16 protein-coding genes, 4 tRNA genes and 1 riboswitch are annotated in these 15,503 nt (G+C 69.5%); of the genes, 14 read left to right on the forward strand and 6 right to left on the reverse strand.

Annotation, left to right across the window (positions count from 1 at the left end):
• Window position 1 precedes the first annotated feature (1 nt).
• Window positions 2-511 carry a SufE family protein gene (locus tag ACSU1G_RS08955; protein WP_439279578.1) on the reverse strand — a complete coding sequence of 170 codons (510 nt, stop codon included), beginning with the start codon at window positions 509-511 and terminating at the stop codon, window positions 2-4.
• Window positions 508-1,437: a sulfurtransferase gene (locus tag ACSU1G_RS08960; protein ID WP_439279579.1), complete on the reverse strand. Its 930-nt coding sequence runs from the start codon at window positions 1,435-1,437 to the stop codon at window positions 508-510. Before ACSU1G_RS08960 ends, ACSU1G_RS08955 begins: the two co-directional genes overlap by 4 nt.
• 213 nt (window positions 1,438-1,650) lie before the next feature.
• On the opposite strand from ACSU1G_RS08960, the gene zapE reads away from it, so the two are divergent.
• Window positions 1,651-2,757 carry a cell division protein ZapE gene (gene zapE / locus ACSU1G_RS08965; RefSeq protein WP_439279580.1) on the forward strand — a complete coding sequence of 369 codons (1,107 nt, stop codon included), beginning with the start codon at window positions 1,651-1,653 and terminating at the stop codon, window positions 2,755-2,757.
• Between the two features lie 139 nt (window positions 2,758-2,896).
• On the opposite strand, the gene ACSU1G_RS08970 is transcribed toward zapE, so the two are convergent.
• The 4 genes from ACSU1G_RS08970 to ACSU1G_RS08985 all read right to left on the reverse strand — a co-directional run bounded on the left by ACSU1G_RS08970 (window position 2,897) and on the right by ACSU1G_RS08985 (window position 3,308).
• Window positions 2,897-2,970 (reverse strand) — tRNA-Gly (locus tag ACSU1G_RS08970).
• Window positions 2,971-3,005: 35 nt separating this feature from the next.
• Window positions 3,006-3,077 (reverse strand) — tRNA-Val (locus ACSU1G_RS08975).
• A gap of 68 nt (window positions 3,078-3,145) precedes the next feature.
• A tRNA-Cys gene (locus ACSU1G_RS08980) sits at window positions 3,146-3,216 on the reverse strand.
• A gap of 18 nt (window positions 3,217-3,234) precedes the next feature.
• Window positions 3,235-3,308: transfer RNA gene (locus tag ACSU1G_RS08985), tRNA-Gly, on the reverse strand.
• A gap of 171 nt (window positions 3,309-3,479) precedes the next feature.
• Here ACSU1G_RS08985 and ACSU1G_RS08990 point away from each other — a divergent pair.
• The 13 genes from ACSU1G_RS08990 (at window position 3,480) to hisF (ending at window position 15,477) form a co-directional block, all read left to right on the forward strand.
• The gene (locus ACSU1G_RS08990) at window positions 3,480-4,376 is read left to right on the forward strand and encodes a cytochrome (RefSeq protein WP_439279945.1); all 897 of its coding nucleotides are present in this window, start codon (window positions 3,480-3,482) and stop codon (window positions 4,374-4,376) included.
• A complete protein-coding gene (def, locus tag ACSU1G_RS08995) occupies window positions 4,373-4,930 on the forward strand; it encodes a peptide deformylase (RefSeq protein WP_439279581.1) in 558 nt (185 codons plus the stop codon). The genes ACSU1G_RS08990 and def overlap by 4 nt, the downstream gene beginning before the upstream one ends.
• Entirely contained in the window at window positions 4,927-6,012 is a 1,086-nt protein-coding gene (locus ACSU1G_RS09000) for a methionyl-tRNA formyltransferase (RefSeq protein ID WP_439279582.1), read from the forward strand. The genes def and ACSU1G_RS09000 overlap by 4 nt, the downstream gene beginning before the upstream one ends.
• Window positions 6,009-7,736, forward strand: a complete 1,728-nt coding sequence (locus ACSU1G_RS09005; RefSeq protein ID WP_439279583.1) for an RsmB/NOP family class I SAM-dependent RNA methyltransferase — start codon at window positions 6,009-6,011, stop codon at window positions 7,734-7,736. Before ACSU1G_RS09000 ends, ACSU1G_RS09005 begins: the two co-directional genes overlap by 4 nt.
• Window positions 7,737-7,747: 11 nt before the next feature.
• Window positions 7,748-8,443: a ribulose-phosphate 3-epimerase gene (gene rpe, locus ACSU1G_RS09010; RefSeq protein WP_439279584.1), complete on the forward strand. Its 696-nt coding sequence runs from the start codon at window positions 7,748-7,750 to the stop codon at window positions 8,441-8,443.
• Window positions 8,444-8,480: 37 nt separating this feature from the next.
• A riboswitch (FMN riboswitch) is annotated at window positions 8,481-8,625 on the forward strand.
• Window positions 8,626-8,746: 121 nt separating this feature from the next.
• Window positions 8,747-9,487 (forward strand): nicotinamide riboside transporter PnuC, encoded by a 741-nt coding sequence (pnuC, locus tag ACSU1G_RS09015; RefSeq protein WP_439279585.1) that lies wholly within the window; start codon window positions 8,747-8,749, stop codon window positions 9,485-9,487.
• Window positions 9,471-10,595, forward strand: a complete 1,125-nt coding sequence (gene ribD, locus ACSU1G_RS09020; RefSeq protein ID WP_439279586.1) for a bifunctional diaminohydroxyphosphoribosylaminopyrimidine deaminase/5-amino-6-(5-phosphoribosylamino)uracil reductase RibD — start codon at window positions 9,471-9,473, stop codon at window positions 10,593-10,595. The genes pnuC and ribD overlap by 17 nt, the downstream gene beginning before the upstream one ends.
• 68 nt (window positions 10,596-10,663) lie before the next feature.
• Window positions 10,664-11,476 (forward strand): riboflavin synthase, encoded by an 813-nt coding sequence (locus tag ACSU1G_RS09025; RefSeq protein WP_439279587.1) that lies wholly within the window; start codon window positions 10,664-10,666, stop codon window positions 11,474-11,476.
• Between the two features lie 38 nt (window positions 11,477-11,514).
• Window positions 11,515-12,834: a 3,4-dihydroxy-2-butanone-4-phosphate synthase gene (gene ribB, locus ACSU1G_RS09030; RefSeq protein WP_439279588.1), complete on the forward strand. Its 1,320-nt coding sequence runs from the start codon at window positions 11,515-11,517 to the stop codon at window positions 12,832-12,834.
• Window positions 12,831-13,352 carry a 6,7-dimethyl-8-ribityllumazine synthase gene (gene ribH / locus ACSU1G_RS09035; RefSeq protein ID WP_439279589.1) on the forward strand — a complete coding sequence of 174 codons (522 nt, stop codon included), beginning with the start codon at window positions 12,831-12,833 and terminating at the stop codon, window positions 13,350-13,352. Before ribB ends, ribH begins: the two co-directional genes overlap by 4 nt.
• Window positions 13,353-13,443: 91 nt before the next feature.
• Window positions 13,444-13,707: a phosphoribosyl-ATP diphosphatase gene (locus tag ACSU1G_RS09040; RefSeq protein WP_439279590.1), complete on the forward strand. Its 264-nt coding sequence runs from the start codon at window positions 13,444-13,446 to the stop codon at window positions 13,705-13,707.
• Window positions 13,708-13,788: 81 nt separating this feature from the next.
• Window positions 13,789-14,640 (forward strand): ATP phosphoribosyltransferase, encoded by an 852-nt coding sequence (gene hisG, locus ACSU1G_RS09045; RefSeq protein WP_439279591.1) that lies wholly within the window; start codon window positions 13,789-13,791, stop codon window positions 14,638-14,640.
• Window positions 14,641-14,706: 66 nt separating this feature from the next.
• Window positions 14,707-15,477 (forward strand): imidazole glycerol phosphate synthase subunit HisF, encoded by a 771-nt coding sequence (gene hisF / locus ACSU1G_RS09050; RefSeq protein WP_439279592.1) that lies wholly within the window; start codon window positions 14,707-14,709, stop codon window positions 15,475-15,477.
• Window positions 15,478-15,503: the final 26 nt, after the last annotated feature.

Here is a 15,503-nt window from a genome sequence, read left to right on the forward strand (position 1 = left end):
CTCAGGCGGCCAGTTGCAGGGAGATGTTGCGCTTGATGCGACCCAGCAGCGCCGACATGCCGCGCAGGCGCAGCGGGGTCAGCGACTTCTGCAGTCCCAGCAGCCTGGACAGGTCCTCGGGGACCGCCAGGACCTCGGAGGCGGGGAGTCCATCGAGCCCTTGGGACAACACCGAGGCGAAGCCGCGGGTCGTCGGGGCCTCGGGTGGGGCGGAGACGAACAGGCGGACGAGAGGATCGGGCGAGGGGCCGGCGTCGGGCCCTGCTGTTCCTGCTGTCTCTGCTGCCCCGGCCGGAGCCTCTGGCGCCGGCTCCAACTCGAGGGCCAGGAACAACGGGGTCTGGCACTCCACCACCTGTTCCATCTGATCCAGATGACCGTCATAGCGCGCGGGCAGGGCCGGCAGCTCGTCGGAGAACTCGAGCAGCAGCTCCAGCTTCTCGTCATCCGGCACGGCCTGGAAGTCGTCGATGATCTCCTGCAGCTTCGCCGGGATCTGGTTGTCGCTCATCGGGTGGGGACCTCTCCCGGCTCGGTGCCCACGGCGATCGGCAGGCGCACGGAGTTGCCCCACTCGGTCCAGGAGCCGTCATAGTTGCGGACCTTCTCGTAGCCGAGCAGGTGACGCAGCACGAACCAGGTGTGGGAGGAGCGCTCCCCGATGCGGCAGTAGGCCACCACGTCATCGGACTCCCCGACGCCGGCCTCCACCTTGTAGATCTGTTCCAATTCCTCACGCGACTTGAACGTCCCGTCCTCGTTCGCGGCCCGGGCCCACGGCACCGAGGCGGCGGACGGGATGTGGCCGCCGCGCAGGGTGCCCTCCTGCGGGTAGCCGTCCATGTGGGTGGTCTCGCCGGTGTACTCCAGCGGGGAGCGGACATCCACGAGGGGCTTGCCGAAATGGTTCAGCACGTCCTCACGGGACGCCCGCTCGGTGGCGTCATCACGCTCGGTGACGGGGTAGTCCACGGCGACGACCTCGCGGACCTGACGGGTGGTCTCACGGCCTTCGGCGATCCACTTGTCGCGGCCGCCGTCCATGAGGCGGGTGTCCGGGTGCCCGTAGAGGGTGAAGACCCACAGGGCGTAGGAGGCCCACCAGTTGGACTTGTCGCCGTAGAAGACCACCGTGGTGTCCCGGCCGATGCCTTTGGAACCCAGGACGCGGGCGAACTCCTCCGGGCCCACGAAGTCGCGGGTGACGGGATCGTTGAGCTCCGTGTGCCAATCGATCTTCAGCGCGCCCGGGATGTGTCCGGTGGAGTACAGCAGGGTGTCCTCATTGGACTCCAGGACCACGATGTTGCCGTGGTCGCCGCCCTGGGCGTGCTCGGCCACCCACTGGGTGGAGACGAGCTTCTCCGGATGGGCGTAGGAGGAGAAATCTGTTGCGTCGGGAGAGGTGCCGGGGGAGGTGGTGGAATCCGCAGTCATGATCCGTACATTACGCCACGGGGGCGGGAGCTATTTAGTGAGGTGACCCTTCATTGACTGGCGGCGAGCGGCGGTAGAGTTACCGAGGTCGTTGCCGTCAGTAGCAACCGCCAGTAGCAACCGCCAGTTACAAACGGCCTGTAAGAAGCCGCCGGTACCCATGCGTACCGTGACCAACCCATGACCCGTCACCCGTCCAGGATGGAGCCGCCCGTGGCCGAGATCGTCCACCTCGCCGACCGCACCCCGCAGGTGTCCGCAGAAGACCTGCTCGCCGGCTTCCACCCCTCCTACCGCTTCGGGGAGGTGTCCTTCGACACCTACATCCCGGACCCGGCCCATCCCTCGCAGGCAGATGCCGTGAACCGCCTGCGGGACTTCGCCGCCTCCATCAAGGGCCGCCGCGGCGGGGCCGGCGGCGGTACCGCCAACGGCTCCGGCGGGGGACTGCTCGGCTTCCTGAAGGGCGGCAAGTCTGGCAAGTCCGGGAAGAACGGCAAGGGCACGACGTCGGCCACCGGCGTCTACCTAGACGGCGGCTTCGGCGTGGGCAAGACCCACCTGCTCGCCTCGACCTGGCATGCGGCCCCGGGCCCCAAGGCCTTCGGAACCTTCGTGGAGTACACCAACCTGGTGGGCGCGTTGTCCTTCCGCAAGACGGTGGACGTGCTCAAGGAGTACACCCTGGTCTGCATCGACGAGTTCGAGCTGGACGATCCGGGCGACACCGTGCTGATGTCCCGGCTGATGCGAGAGCTCGCCGACGCCGGCGTGAAGCTCGTGGCCACGTCCAACACCCTGCCGGGCTCGCTGGGTGACGGTCGCTTCGCGGCCCAGGACTTCAAGCGGGAGATCCAGGTCCTGGCCGAGCAGTTCGACGTGGTCCGGGTGGACGGCGAGGACTACCGCCATCGCGGTCTCACCGAGGCGCCCGCCCCGCTGGAGGACAGCCAGCTGGAAGCCGTACGGGCCGAGCGTTTCCCGGGGGCCGGCGTCGTCTCCGAGGACGAGTTCGCCGACCTGACCGCGAACCTCTCCCGCGTCCACCCGAGCCGCTACCGCAAGCTGGTGGAGGACCTGGACGTGATGGTGCTGCACAACGTGCAGACCATCTCCGAGCAGGCCATGGCCCTGCGCTTCGTGGTCCTGGCCGACCGGCTGTATGACAAGGACGTGCCGGTGATCGCCTCCGGGGTGCCGTTCGATCAGCTCTTCACCGAGGAGATGATGAGCGGTGGCTACCTGAAGAAGTACTTCCGCACCGTCTCACGCATGACCGCGCTGGTCCGTGAGGGTCAGATGGGGGAGACGGGGCTGTAGCCCGTACTCCAAGCTCCGCGATCCTCGACACCCCCTCCGTGGATGCGTGGTCGGCTTCTCTGATCCACTGAGCGGGGTTGAGACAACGTTGAGACAACTCTGGCCGCTCCCGATCGGGAGCGGCCAGAGTGTTGTTCGGAGCGGATGACGAGATTCGAACTCGCGACCTCCACCTTGGCAAGGTGGCGCTCTAGCCAGCTGAGCTACATCCGCAGGATCAGGCTATCCCGGAATCGGGATCCTGTCCGTGCGCGATACTGGGATCGAACCAGTGACCTCTTCCGTGTCAGGGAAGCGCGCTACCGCTGCGCTAATCGCGCCCATCAGCCCCGGCGAACCGGAACCGCTGAGATGCAGGTCCCCATCCTAACGGACGAAAACCGATGCGAGGTGGGGACGGGATTCGAACCCGCGTACACGGCTTTGCAGGCCGTTGCCTCGCCTCTCGGCCACCCCACCAGGGATTGGAGACTTGCGAGCGGATGACGAGATTCGAACTCGCGACCTCCACCTTGGCAAGGTGGCGCTCTAGCCAGCTGAGCTACATCCGCACAGAAAACCGGTGACCGGAAGGACCAGTCACCGTGATTTCCAACGAGAGATGACTCTAGTGCACGTGACGCTGGATCGTCCAATCGGCGGTCGGTGCGGTGCCGGGCGCGGTGCGCGCTGTCATCGCCTCAGGCTTATCGCGTCCGCAAGCGATGGAAGAATGGATGACCATGACGCAACCCCAGCTCGCCCACCAGACCGACTATGGACGCATGTACGCGCGGAACCTGACCGGCGTCCCCGAGGTTCCGTCCATCACCACGGTGATCGCCCAGCAGAACACCGATCTCAGCGGCTGGGTGGGACACATGGCCGCCACCGCCGTGATCGAGGATCCACGTCTGCCCCAGGCGGTCGGCTCCCGTCCCCAGCTCAAGACGGTGGCGAAGCAGGCCTCCAATGCGGCCGAGCGCTTCCGGGATGAGGCGGCGGCCCGCGGGGATCGCGTCCACAACTACGCCGAACAGGTGGGCCTGCGCGCCCTGGGACGCCCACACGAGATGGCACCGATGCGTGAGGTGCTCGCGGAGCACGGTGAGGCGGCCTACGCGGATCGCTTCGACGAGTGGTGGGATCTCTTCGACGTCCGGCCCCTGGCCACGGAGCTGACGGTGTGGAACCACACCGTCGGTTACGCCGGGACCCTGGACCTCGTGGCCTCCATCGGCGGGCGGATCTGCATCGTCGACTACAAGACCAAGGGCACCGGCCGCGACGGCAGGGTCAAGCCCCTCGACGCCAAGGTCGTGATGCAGCTCGTCGCAGGACTCAAGGCCGAGGAGTCGCTCGTGGACCCTGCGGCGGGGACCTGGGAGCCCTGGCAGTACGGGGACGCCCCCGTGCTACTGGGCGTGGCCGTCGGACAGACCGAGGTGGTGGCCCACCAGGCCAATCCACAGGTGCTGCCGGACCACTGGCGCAAGTTCTGGGCGTTGCGGCAGGTCTGGGGATACTCGCAGGCCGCGGAAGGGGCCGGCCCCGCCCTGCGCCCACTGGGCCCGCCGCCCGCCACGGACGTCAGCGGTGGGGACGGGGCCGCGGCCACCACGGCTAAGGTGGGCGCGTGACCGTCCTGCCCATTCGCACCGTCCCCGATCCCGTGCTGCGCACCGTCACCGATCCGGTGGTGGGTTCAGGACGTGACCTGCACCGGCTGGTGCAGGACATGTTCGAGACCATGGACGACGTCGGCGGTGTCGGCCTCGCCGCGCCCCAGGTCGGCGTGGGGTTGAGGATCTTCACCTTCGATGTGGAGGACCAGCGCGGACACGTGATCAACCCGGTCCTGCAGACGGGCGGAGACGTGGTCACCGAGCCGGGGGAGGGCTGCCTGTCCGTGCCGGGGCTGCACTACAACCCCGAACGCTTCGTGGAGGCCACCGTCACCGGCCTCGACCAGGACGGACAGCCGGTCGAATACCACGGCACGGGCCTCACCGCCCGGTGCTTCCAGCACGAGGTGGATCATCTGGAGGGCATGCTGTTCGTCGACCGACTCACCGGGGAGGCCCGCAAGGACTCCCGGCGCCGGCTGCGCGACCCCGGCTACGGGCGCATCTCCACCTCCACCCGCGCCGACCGCGCCGCCACCATCAGCTCCAGCTTCGGGGGATTCCGGTGAGCGCCGCGCCCGCCCCGACCGGCACGACCGGCTCCCCGGCGGACTTCCGCATCCTCTTCGCCGGCACCCCCTCCACCGCCGTGCCGTCCCTGGAGGCCCTCGTGGAGGCAGGCTTCACCGTTGCGGCCGTCCTGACACGTCCGGATGCCCCGGTCGGTCGCAAGAAGGTCCTGACGCCGTCGCCGGTGGCCCGCCGCGCCGCCGAACTGGGATTGCCCGTGCTCTACGCCTCCCGCCTGACCGGTGATGCCGGCCGGGAGGCCCTCGAACGGATCGCCGCGCTGGACCTGGACGCGGCCGCCGTGGTCGCCTACGGCGCCCTCGTCCCTGCCGCCGGCCTCGGGCTGCCCCGCCGGGGGTGGGTGAACCTCCACTTCTCGTTGCTGCCCGCCTACCGCGGGGCGGCGCCCGTGCAACACGCCGTGATCCAGCAGGAGGAGCAGACCGGGGCGTGCGTCTTCCAGCTCGAGGAAGGTCTGGACACCGGCCCGGTGTACTCGCGGATCGTCCGGGACCTGGCGCCCGGCGAGACCTCGGGTGAGGTGCTGGCAGACCTGGCCATCTCAGGCGCTGACCTGCTGGCCCGCACACTCGCGGACCTCCTGTCCGGCGAGGCCACCGCAGAGCCCCAGCGCGGGGAACCGACGTTCGCGCCGAAGCTCGATCAGTCAGACGGGTTCATCGACCCCGCGCGCCCGGCTGCCGAGGTGGCCGCCCGCATCAACGGGACCACCCCGGAACCCGGAGCCTGGGCGTGGCTGGACCTCCCGGCGGCCGACCCGGCCGACCCGTCCGCCCCGGCGACGCCGGTGCGCGTCAAACTCGTCGGGGCCGTCGCCGAGGAGTTGCCCGAGGTGGCAACGGTGGAAACGGCGGAAACGGTGGCAGACGACGGGGTCGCCATCGGGGATCTGGTCCGGGGGCGCCAGAGCGTCCACCTGCAGTGTTCCGACACGGCGGTCCGGCTGATCCAGGTCCAGCCCGCCGGCAAGAAGCCCATGATCGCCGCCGACTGGGCCCGGGGCCTGCCCGCAGGGGCCCGCTTCCAGGTGGCACAGGCAGCAGAAGAGGAGACGTCATGAACGCAGAGGGCAACAGGGGCGGCAGTAGCAACCAGGGCGGCCCGGGCGGTCAGGGAGGCTCCGGAGCGAGGAAGTCCTCGGGCCGTGGACAGTCGGGACGGGGACAGCAGAGTCAGGGAAAGCAGAGCCAGGGACAGTCGGGACGGGGACAGGACCGTCGCGACGAGCAAGGCCGCAGCCGCAACCGCGGCACCTCCGGTGGGCCCCGGCAGTTCTCGGCCTCCGCACCGTCGAAGCGCAAGCGCCAGGCCGATCCGGCCCGGCTGGCCGCCTTTGAGACCCTGACGGCGGTCAGCCGGGATGACGCCTACGCGAACCTCGTCCTGCCCGGCCGGATCGCGGCACACCGCCTCGATCAGCGCGACGCCGGCTTCGCCACCGAGCTGGCCTACGGCGCCCTGCGGGGGCAGGGCCTCTACGACGCCGTCCTGGCCAGGTGCGTGGACCGGCCCCTGTCCCAGTTGGACCGTCCCGTCCTGGACGCGCTCCGCCTCGGGACCCACCAACTGCTCAGCCTGCGCGTGCCCGCCCATGCCGCCCTCGACTCCACGGTGGCCCTGGTCCGGGAGCAGATCGGCGCGGGGCCGTCCGGATTCGTCAATGCCGTGCTGCGCAAGGTCACGGCACGGGACCGGGACGCCTGGCTGGATGAGCTGGCGCCGCTGCCGCCCGGGTCTGGCGCCCCCTCGGATGAGGTGCTGTCCATCCGCCACTCACACCCGGTGTGGATCATCCGGGCCCTGCGTCAGTCGCTGGCCAACCACGGGCGTCCTGCGGAGCGCCTCGCGTCAGAACTCGTGGCACTGCTGGAGGCCGACAACGCCGCCCCGGTGGTCAACCTCGTCGCCTTGCCCGGACTGGGGGAGCTGGGCCCCGTACTCGAGGCCGGGGCGGAACCCGGGCCGTTGGCGCCCGGTTCAGCCCTGTACCAGGGGGGCGACGCCGGCCGGTTGCCCGGCGTGAAAGAGGGCACCGTCCGCGTGCAGGACGTCGGCTCCCAACTCACGGCCCATGCCCTGGCCCAGGTCCCCCTGGGCGGGGGCGCCGTGCCGGCAGGTGATTCCGGCGAGGTACCCGAACGATGGCTCGACCTCTGCGCCGGGCCCGGCGGCAAGGCCGCGCTGCTGGCCGCTCTGGCCCGCCAGCGCGGTGCGAGTCTGCTGGCCAACGAGCCCGCCGAGCACCGGGCCCGACTGGTGGAACGGGCCCTGGAGGCGGTGCCCCGCAAACCCGTGGCTGATACCCCCGAACCCACCTGGACCGTGCGGTGCGGCGATGGACGCGAGCTGGACCCTGACCACGAGGGGGCCTTCGACCGCGTCCTCGTGGATGCCCCGTGCACGGGTCTGGGTGCCCTGCGCCGCCGGCCTGAGTCGCGGTGGCGCCGCCAGCCCTCCGACCTCGGCCCCCTGACGGAGCTGCAGCGACAGCTGATCGACGCCGCCGTGGGCGCCCTGAAACCCGGGGGAGTCCTCGGCTACGTGACCTGTTCGCCCCACCCGGCGGAGACGGTCTTCCAGGTCCAGGACGCGCTCAAACGCCACCCCGGATTGGAACTGCTGGACACCACCTCGTTCCTCACCGAGGTCGCGCCCACCCTGCAGGACGCGGCCGGCGGATCCGGATACACCGGCTTCGGTGCCGGCAACACCAGCCAGCTCTGGCCCCACCTGCATTCCACGGACGCGATGTTCATGGCCCTGCTGCGCAAGACGACTCCCTGAGGACGGTTCCCATGACCACACCCGTGACCACCCCCGAGAAGGGGTCCCGCCCCCACGGCATCCACATCCACCCGTCCATCCTCTCGGCCGATTTCTCCCGCCTGGCCGAGGAACTGACACGCATCCAGAACGCGGACGCCGTGCACGTGGACGTCATGGACAACCACTTCGTCCCCAACCTCACCCTGGGACTTCCCGTGGTCCAGGCCATCCGCCGGGCCACGGACCTGCCGCTGGACATCCACCTCATGATCGAGGACGCCGACCGCTGGGCGCCTCAGTACGCCGAGGCCGGGGCGGAGTCCGTGACCTTCCACGCGGAGGCCGCCGCCGCACCCATCCGGCTCGCCCGGGAACTGCGGGCCCACGGCGCGAAGGCGGGGATGGCGCTGAAGCCGGCGACCGCCGTCGAGCCCTATCTGGACATGCTCGAGGAGTTGGACCTGCTGCTACTCATGACCGTGGAGCCCGGCTTCGGGGGACAACCGTTCCTGGACGTCGTCCTGCCCAAGATCCGGCGGGCCCGTGAGGCCTTGGACGGCACCGGGGTGCCGGTGGCGCTGCAGGTGGACGGTGGGGTCACGCGGGAGACGATCCTGCGCGCCGCCGAGGCCGGAGCGGACGTGTTCGTGGCCGGCTCGGCGGTGTACGGCGCGGACGACCCGGCGGCCGCAATTGACGAATTGCGTCGTACGCCACTGCGCTGAGGGCGCAATGTGCTGTCTTTGTGGCAGAATCAGGTTCATCGTGCTCCGGGGTCGGTGTAAATCCGAACCGGCGGTCATAGTCCGCGACCCGCGCGTCGGCCCACACCCGTGGCCCCCGACCAGCGGTTGAACCGGTGGAATTCCGGTACCGACAGTTAAAGTCTGGATGGGAGAAGCACGTGCAGCACCGCCGTTCCGGTCGGTGCGGTCTTGAGGTAGGCCCACAGGCGTACCCGGGATCGGACCACGGGACGATTGAAGCAGCATGAACCCCCGGAGCCGCCGCGTTCCGAAGGAGGATTCATGGATTCCATGCGGTGGCTCGTCGACATCTTCAACTGGTACATCCCGGTCGCCGGAGGCGGCCTGTTGATGCGTGAGGTGTTCGGCAATATCTTTGGTCTGGCCTCGGCCCTGGGCGGCATGCGCCGCAAGGTCTGGGCCTGGCCGGTCGGCATCATCGGCAATCTCATCCTGCTCACGGTGTTCCTGTCCAGCCTGTTCGGCGGGGCGGACACCGCGACCCTGCTGGGCCAGGCCGGCCGCCAGGTCATGTTCATCGCCGTCTCGGTGTACGGCTGGGTGCAGTGGCGTCGGGCCAAGGCCGAACGCCAGACCGGCCGGGAGGACGGTGGCGGAGACGACACCGCGATCGCTCCGCAGTGGGCGGGACTGCCGGCCCGGATCGGGATCGTGGCGACCATGGTGATCGGCACCGTGGCCCTCACCCCGCTGTTCGCCGCCCTCGGGTCCTATGAGCCGGTCTGGGCGGACGCCTGGACTTTCGTGGGTTCCCTCGTGGCGACCTATGGCATGGCCCGCGGATGGGTCGAGTTCTGGCTGGTGTGGGTGGCGGTGGACGTAGTCGGGGTGCCGCTGCTGTTCGACGCCGGCTATTACGCCAGCGCGTTCATGTACATGTTCTACGGGGTCTTCACCCTGGTGGGGTTCTTCGTCTGGGTCCGCGCCAAGGCCCACGAGAAGCCCGAGGTGGAGACGGTCATGCCCGATCCGAGGGTACGGGTCCATGACAGCGTCCGGTAGCGCCGTCAGGGCGCCGGCCGAGGCGTTGTCCCTCGGCGTGCGGGAGGCCAGGCGCGGCCACCGGGGTGCCAATCCCCTGGTGGGTGCCGTGGTGACCGCGGCGGACGGGATGGTGGTGGCCTCGGGGTTCCACCGGGGGCGGGGCACGGCCCATGCCGAGGTGGCCGCCCTGGAGCAGTTCGCCGTGACATCCGCGGCATCGAGGATCCCGCCCGCTGATGTCACCCTGTGGGTCACGCTCGAACCCTGCGACCACACCGGCTCCACGGGCCCCTGCACGGAGGCCATCCTGGCCTCCGGCATCCGACGGGTCCGGTATGCGGTGGCGGACCCCACGGGGCACCACGGCGGCGGGTCGGCCCGGTTACGCCGGTCCGGCCTCGACGTGGAACAGATCGACCCGGCCGTCACCGCAGTGTCGGGTGCAGACGACCTGAACCACCGATGGCTGGTGGCCCGGGACGCCGGGCGCCCCTTCGTGACGGCTCATCTGGCCCAGTCCCTGGACGGCCGCGTGGCCGCCGCTGACGGGACCAGCCAGTGGATCACGGGACCGGAGTCCCGCCGCCATGCCCACGCCGTCCGCTCCCGGGTGGACGCGATCATCGTCGGCACCGGGACGGTGGTGGCGGACGATCCTCGGCTCACGGCCCGGGACGCCGGTGGCCACGACCTCACCGACCAGCCGGTCCCGGTGGTCCAGGGACGTCGAGGTGTCCCTGAGGGCGCGGCACTGCGCGGCGGTCCGGGCGGGGCTCCCCGGCCCTGGATCCACGTTCCGAATCACGAGCCCCACGCCGTGCTCGATCACCTCCGACTGGATCACCGCCGCGAGGCCGGCATCGCCTGGCCGAACGGCGGTGACACCCCGTCTCACCTCCTCATCGAGGGTGGGCCCACCGTGCTCGCCGCCTGGTTGGGGGCCGGACTCGTCGACGAGATCTTCGTCTACCAGGCACCCCTGGTCCTCGGCGGTGGGCCCACCGGCCTCGACCTGCCGCATCTCACCACGCTCACCCAGGCCCTGCGCCTGCGGCTGGACCCCGCCGAGAACGGCGGACTCAGCCGTCGAGGTGATGATGTCCTGCTGCACTACGCGACGCAGTGAACCCGCGTCGCCCTGAAACCTGTACCCCACTGGAACCTCTAGCTCACGGACTTCTCGAAGGAAACACCATGTTCACCGGAATCATCACGGAGCTCGGCACCGTCACGGCGCTGGAGCACCAACCCGAGCGGGACTCCGCCCGGTTGACCATCCATGCCCCGGAATCGGTCGCCGACCTGCCCCTGGGAGGGTCGATCGCCGTCAACGGCACCTGCCTCACCGCCACGTCCACCGCCACGGCGCCGGACAGTACCGGCATCGCCGCCCCGGCGGGGAGCGTGGTGGTGGACGTCATCGGCGAATCACTGCGCCGCACCTCCGTCGGAGACCTGGTCGCCGGGGACCGGGTCAACCTGGAGCGGTGCATGCCGGCGGCGGGCCGCTTCGACGGGCACATCGTGCAGGGCCACGTCGACGGCACCGGGACCATCGCCAAGATCGAGGTCCACGGGTCGTGGCGGTCAATCCGGGTGGCTCTGCCCACCGGCCTCGGCCGCTATGTGGCGGAGAAGGGTTCCATCGCCGTGGACGGCGTCTCCCTGACGGTCACCGCCGTGAACATACCCGGTACCGGAGGCGGTGACGGTGGTGCGCGCGGGGGCGCGGACGACGGTGCTGACGCCGGCGATTGGTTCGAGATCGGCGTCATCCCCGCCACGCTGGCCCAGACCACCTTGGGCGCCCGCACCGTCGGGGACCGCGTCAACCTCGAGGTGGATGTGGTGGCCAAGTACGCGGCCCGGCTGACGGACTATGACCGTGCGGCGGAGGCATCCGGCAACCATGTTGCGAGTAGACGGGAAGCCAGCAGACGGGAAGCCAGCAGACGGGAAGCCAGTAGCCAGGAAGCCGACAGCCAGCTCGGAGAGGGGTCACGATGACCGCGGCCAGGACAGTTCACCCAGGATCGGAACGGATCATGCTGGACCCCATCGAGGAGGCCGTGGCCGCCATCGCAGCGGGCCGGGCCGTCGTCGTGGTGGATGACGAGGACCGCGAGAACGAGGGGGACATCGTCTTCGCGGCGGATGCCGCCACCCCGGAGACCGTGGCCCTGACCGTGCGCTACACCTCGGGGGTGCTGTGCGCGCCGATGCCCGCGGAGACCGCCGCCCGGCTAGAGCTGCCACCCATGACGGCACGCAACGAGGACCCCAAAGGGACCGCGTACACCGTCTCGTGCGATGCCATCGCCGGGACCACCACGGGGATCTCCGCAGCGGACCGGGCCACGACCCTCAAGGTCCTGGCCGACCCCTCCGCCACCGCCGGCCTGATCAGCCGACCGGGTCATGTGTTCCCCCTCGTGGCGGCGCCCGGCGGCGTGGCCGAACGGCGGGGCCATACGGAGGCTGCCGTGGACCTCAGCCGGCTGGCCGGCCGGGCCCCCGTCGGGGCCATCGCGGAACTCGTCCACGATGACGGGACCATGATGCGCCTGCCGGCGTTGCGCGATTTCGCCGATCGGCACGGCATGCCCCTGATCTCGATCGAGGATCTGGTGGCCTACCTCGGGCCGGCGGAGGTGGTCGAGCCGGTCACTCCACCGGACACCAGCACCCCGACCGTCAGCCTGCCGACCCGTTACGGAACCTTCCGCGTATCGGTCCACCCCGATCCGGAGACGGGTGCGGAGCACGTGGTGCTCCAGGCCCCGGCGGACCGGGGGACGTCTGCGAACACCGCGGTATCAGCGGACCCGCTGGTCCGGCTGCACTCCGAATGCCTGACGGGGGACGTCTTCGGATCCGAACGATGCGACTGCGGGGCCCAGCTGGACCACGCCCTGCACCAGGCCATGGCCGAGGGGGGCACCGTGATCTACCTGCGCGGCCATGAGGGCCGGGGGATCGGGCTGGCCAACAAGATCCTGGCCTACGCCCTCCAGGACTCGGGGATGGACACGGTGTCCGCCAACGAGCACTTGGGGCTGCCGGCGGATGGACGCAGCTACCGTTCGGCCGCCATGATCCTGCACCGGCTGGGCCTGGACCGGATCCGGCTGGTGACCAACAACCCGGACAAGGCCGATCAGCTGGAGCGCTCGGGGATCGTGGTGACCGAGATCGTGCCGAGCCCGGCGCCCGTCACCGAGCACAACCGCCGCTACCTGACCACCAAGCGGGACCGCATGGCACACCGGTTGGCGGGAGACCTCGTCCCCGAGCACACCAGCATCACCCCACGTCCCACCACGCCACCCACTGCACGACCCACCAAATCAGGAGACACCCCATGAGCGGACACGGAGCACCCCGAGGGCTTGGCGCCCAGTTGCAGCAGGCCGGACAGACACCACCGGCCGGACAGACACAGCAGGGCCCGACGTCGGCCGGTCCGGCGAGCCTGCGCGTCGCCGTGGTGGCGGCCCAGTGGCACGAGCGGGTCATGGACGGTTTGCTGGACGGTGCCCGCCGGGCGGCCGCGGAGGCCGGGATCGTGATCACCGAGATCCGTGTCCCCGGGGCGTTCGAACTGCCCGTCGCCGCGGCTCGCCTGGCCCCGCGGTTCGACGCCGTGGTGGCTCTGGGGGTGGTCATCCGCGGCGGCACGCCGCACTTCGAGTACGTCTGTTCCGGTGCGACGCAGGGACTCGTCGACGTGTCCGTGCGCACCGGCACCCCGGTGGGTTTCGGTGTACTCACCTGTGACACCGAGGAACAGGCGTTGGACCGCGCCGGACTGGAGGGCTCCAGCGAGGACAAAGGCTATGAGGCCTTCCAGGCGGCGGTCCTGACGGAGCTGGTCCTCCGGTGATCTGACATCTCGTCACCTGTCTCGTCACCTGTCTCGTCACATACTGAGCCACCGGTCAGGGGCACGGCGCTGGGATGGCTACCCTTGGAGAGTGAAAACCTTCGATGAACTCTTCGACGAGCTGAGCCGGAAGGCCCTGACCAGGCCGGAGGGCTCTGGGACCGTGGCCGAACTCGACTCCGGGATCCATGGGATCGGCAAGAAGGTCGTGGAGGAGGCCGCCGAGGTGTGGATGGCCGCCGAGTACGAGACCAAGGAGGAGGCGGCCGAGGAGATCTCCCAACTGCTCTACCACCTGCAGGTCATGATGATCGCCAAAGGCCTGACCCTGCAGGATGTCTACCGGCATCTCTGAGCCGCTGTCCGCCAGCCGTCCACCAGAAGCCACCGAGACGTCCACCAGAAGCCACCGAGCACAACAGGAGAACCAGCACCCATGCTGCGCATAGCCGTTCCCAACAAGGGGGCCCTCTCCGAGGCCGCCCGAGACATGCTCCAGGAAGCGGGATACCTCCAGCGGAGGGACACCAAGGAACTGGTCATGATGGACCCCGAGAACCATGTGGAGTTCTTCTACCTGCGGCCCCGGGACATCGCCGTGTACGTGGGCCAGGGCACCCTGGACATCGGACTGACCGGACGTGACCTGTTCCAGGACGCCCAGGTGGGTGGCTCCGCCGAGGAGATCATGGCGCTCGGGTTCGGTAAGTCCACGTTCCGTTTCGCCGCCCCGGTCGGCCGCTTCTCCTCCCTGCAGGACCTCGAGGGCAAGCGGATCGCCACCAGTTATGACGGCCTGCTCGAGGGTTACCTCGCGACCCAGGCCGTGAAGCCGGAGATGATCGTGCACCTGGACGGTGCCGTGGAATCATCCGTGAACCTCGGCGTGGCGGATGCGATCGCAGACGTCGTGGAGACGGGCAGCACCCTCAAGGCGGCCGGCATGGAGACCTTCGGAGAGCCCATCATGCACTCCGAGGCCATCATCATCGGCCAGACGGGACGCCGTCCGGAAGGACTCGACGTCCTCCTGCGGCGCCTGCAGGGAGTCCTGGTGGCCCGCCGGTACGTCATGATCGACTACGACGTCAGCCGCATCCACCTGCAGGCAGCCACGGCGGCGACGCCGGGACTGGAATCGCCCACCATCTCCCCGTTGCAGGATGAGAACTGGGTGGCGGTCCGCTCCATGGTCAAACAGGAGGACACCAACAAGGTGATGGACGAGCTCTATGACCTCGGAGCGCGCGCCATCCTGGTGTCCGCGATCCACGCCATCCGCCTCTGAGCCGCCGGCCGCCGTCCAGCACCGAAAGGGAGATCCCTGAAAACCACTGCTGAGAAAGCTGAGTCCATGACAGTTGCCATCCGCGTGATCCCCTGTCTCGACGTCGACGCCGGAAGGGTTGTCAAGGGCGTCAACTTCGAGGACCTGCGGGATGCCGGTGATCCGGTGGAGCTGGCCCGGCGCTACAACGAGGCGGGAGCCGACGAGCTCACCTTCCTCGATGTCACGGCATCCACCGCAGACCGCGCCACCACCTATGACGTGGTCTCGAAGACCGCCGAGGAGGTCTTCATCCCCCTGACCGTCGGCGGCGGCGTGCGGACGGTGGAGGACGTGGCCAGGTTGCTGGCCTCGGGGGCTGACAAGGCCTCCATCAACACCGCCGCAGTGGCCCGACCCGAGGTCATCAACGAGATCACCCAACGGTTCGGCTCCCAGGTCCTGACCCTCTCGCTGGATGCCCGCAGGACGGATGACCCGCAGGTGGCGTCCGGCTTCGAGGTCACCACCCACGGCGGACGGCAGGGGACCGGTATCGACGCCGTCCAGTGGTGCCGGGAGGCCTCTGAGCGTGGCGTGGGGGAGATCCTGCTGAACTCCATCGACGCGGACGGCACGAGAGAGGGCTTCGACCTGGAGATGATCCGCGCCGTGCGCGCGGTGACCGGCGTTCCCCTGATCGCCTCGGGTGGCGCCGGGGCACCGGAGCACTTCCCTCCCGCCATCGAGGCCGGGGCGGATGCCGTGCTGGCCGCCTCCATCTTCCACTTCGGACCCGTGGACATGATCGCCCGGGTCAAAAGCGCGATCCGGGAGGCCGGCCATTCCGTTCGTTGAGTCCACCGGGATCTCCGCAACCGAGC

The sequence above is a fragment of the Microbacterium sp. A93 genome, from assembly GCF_051842835.1.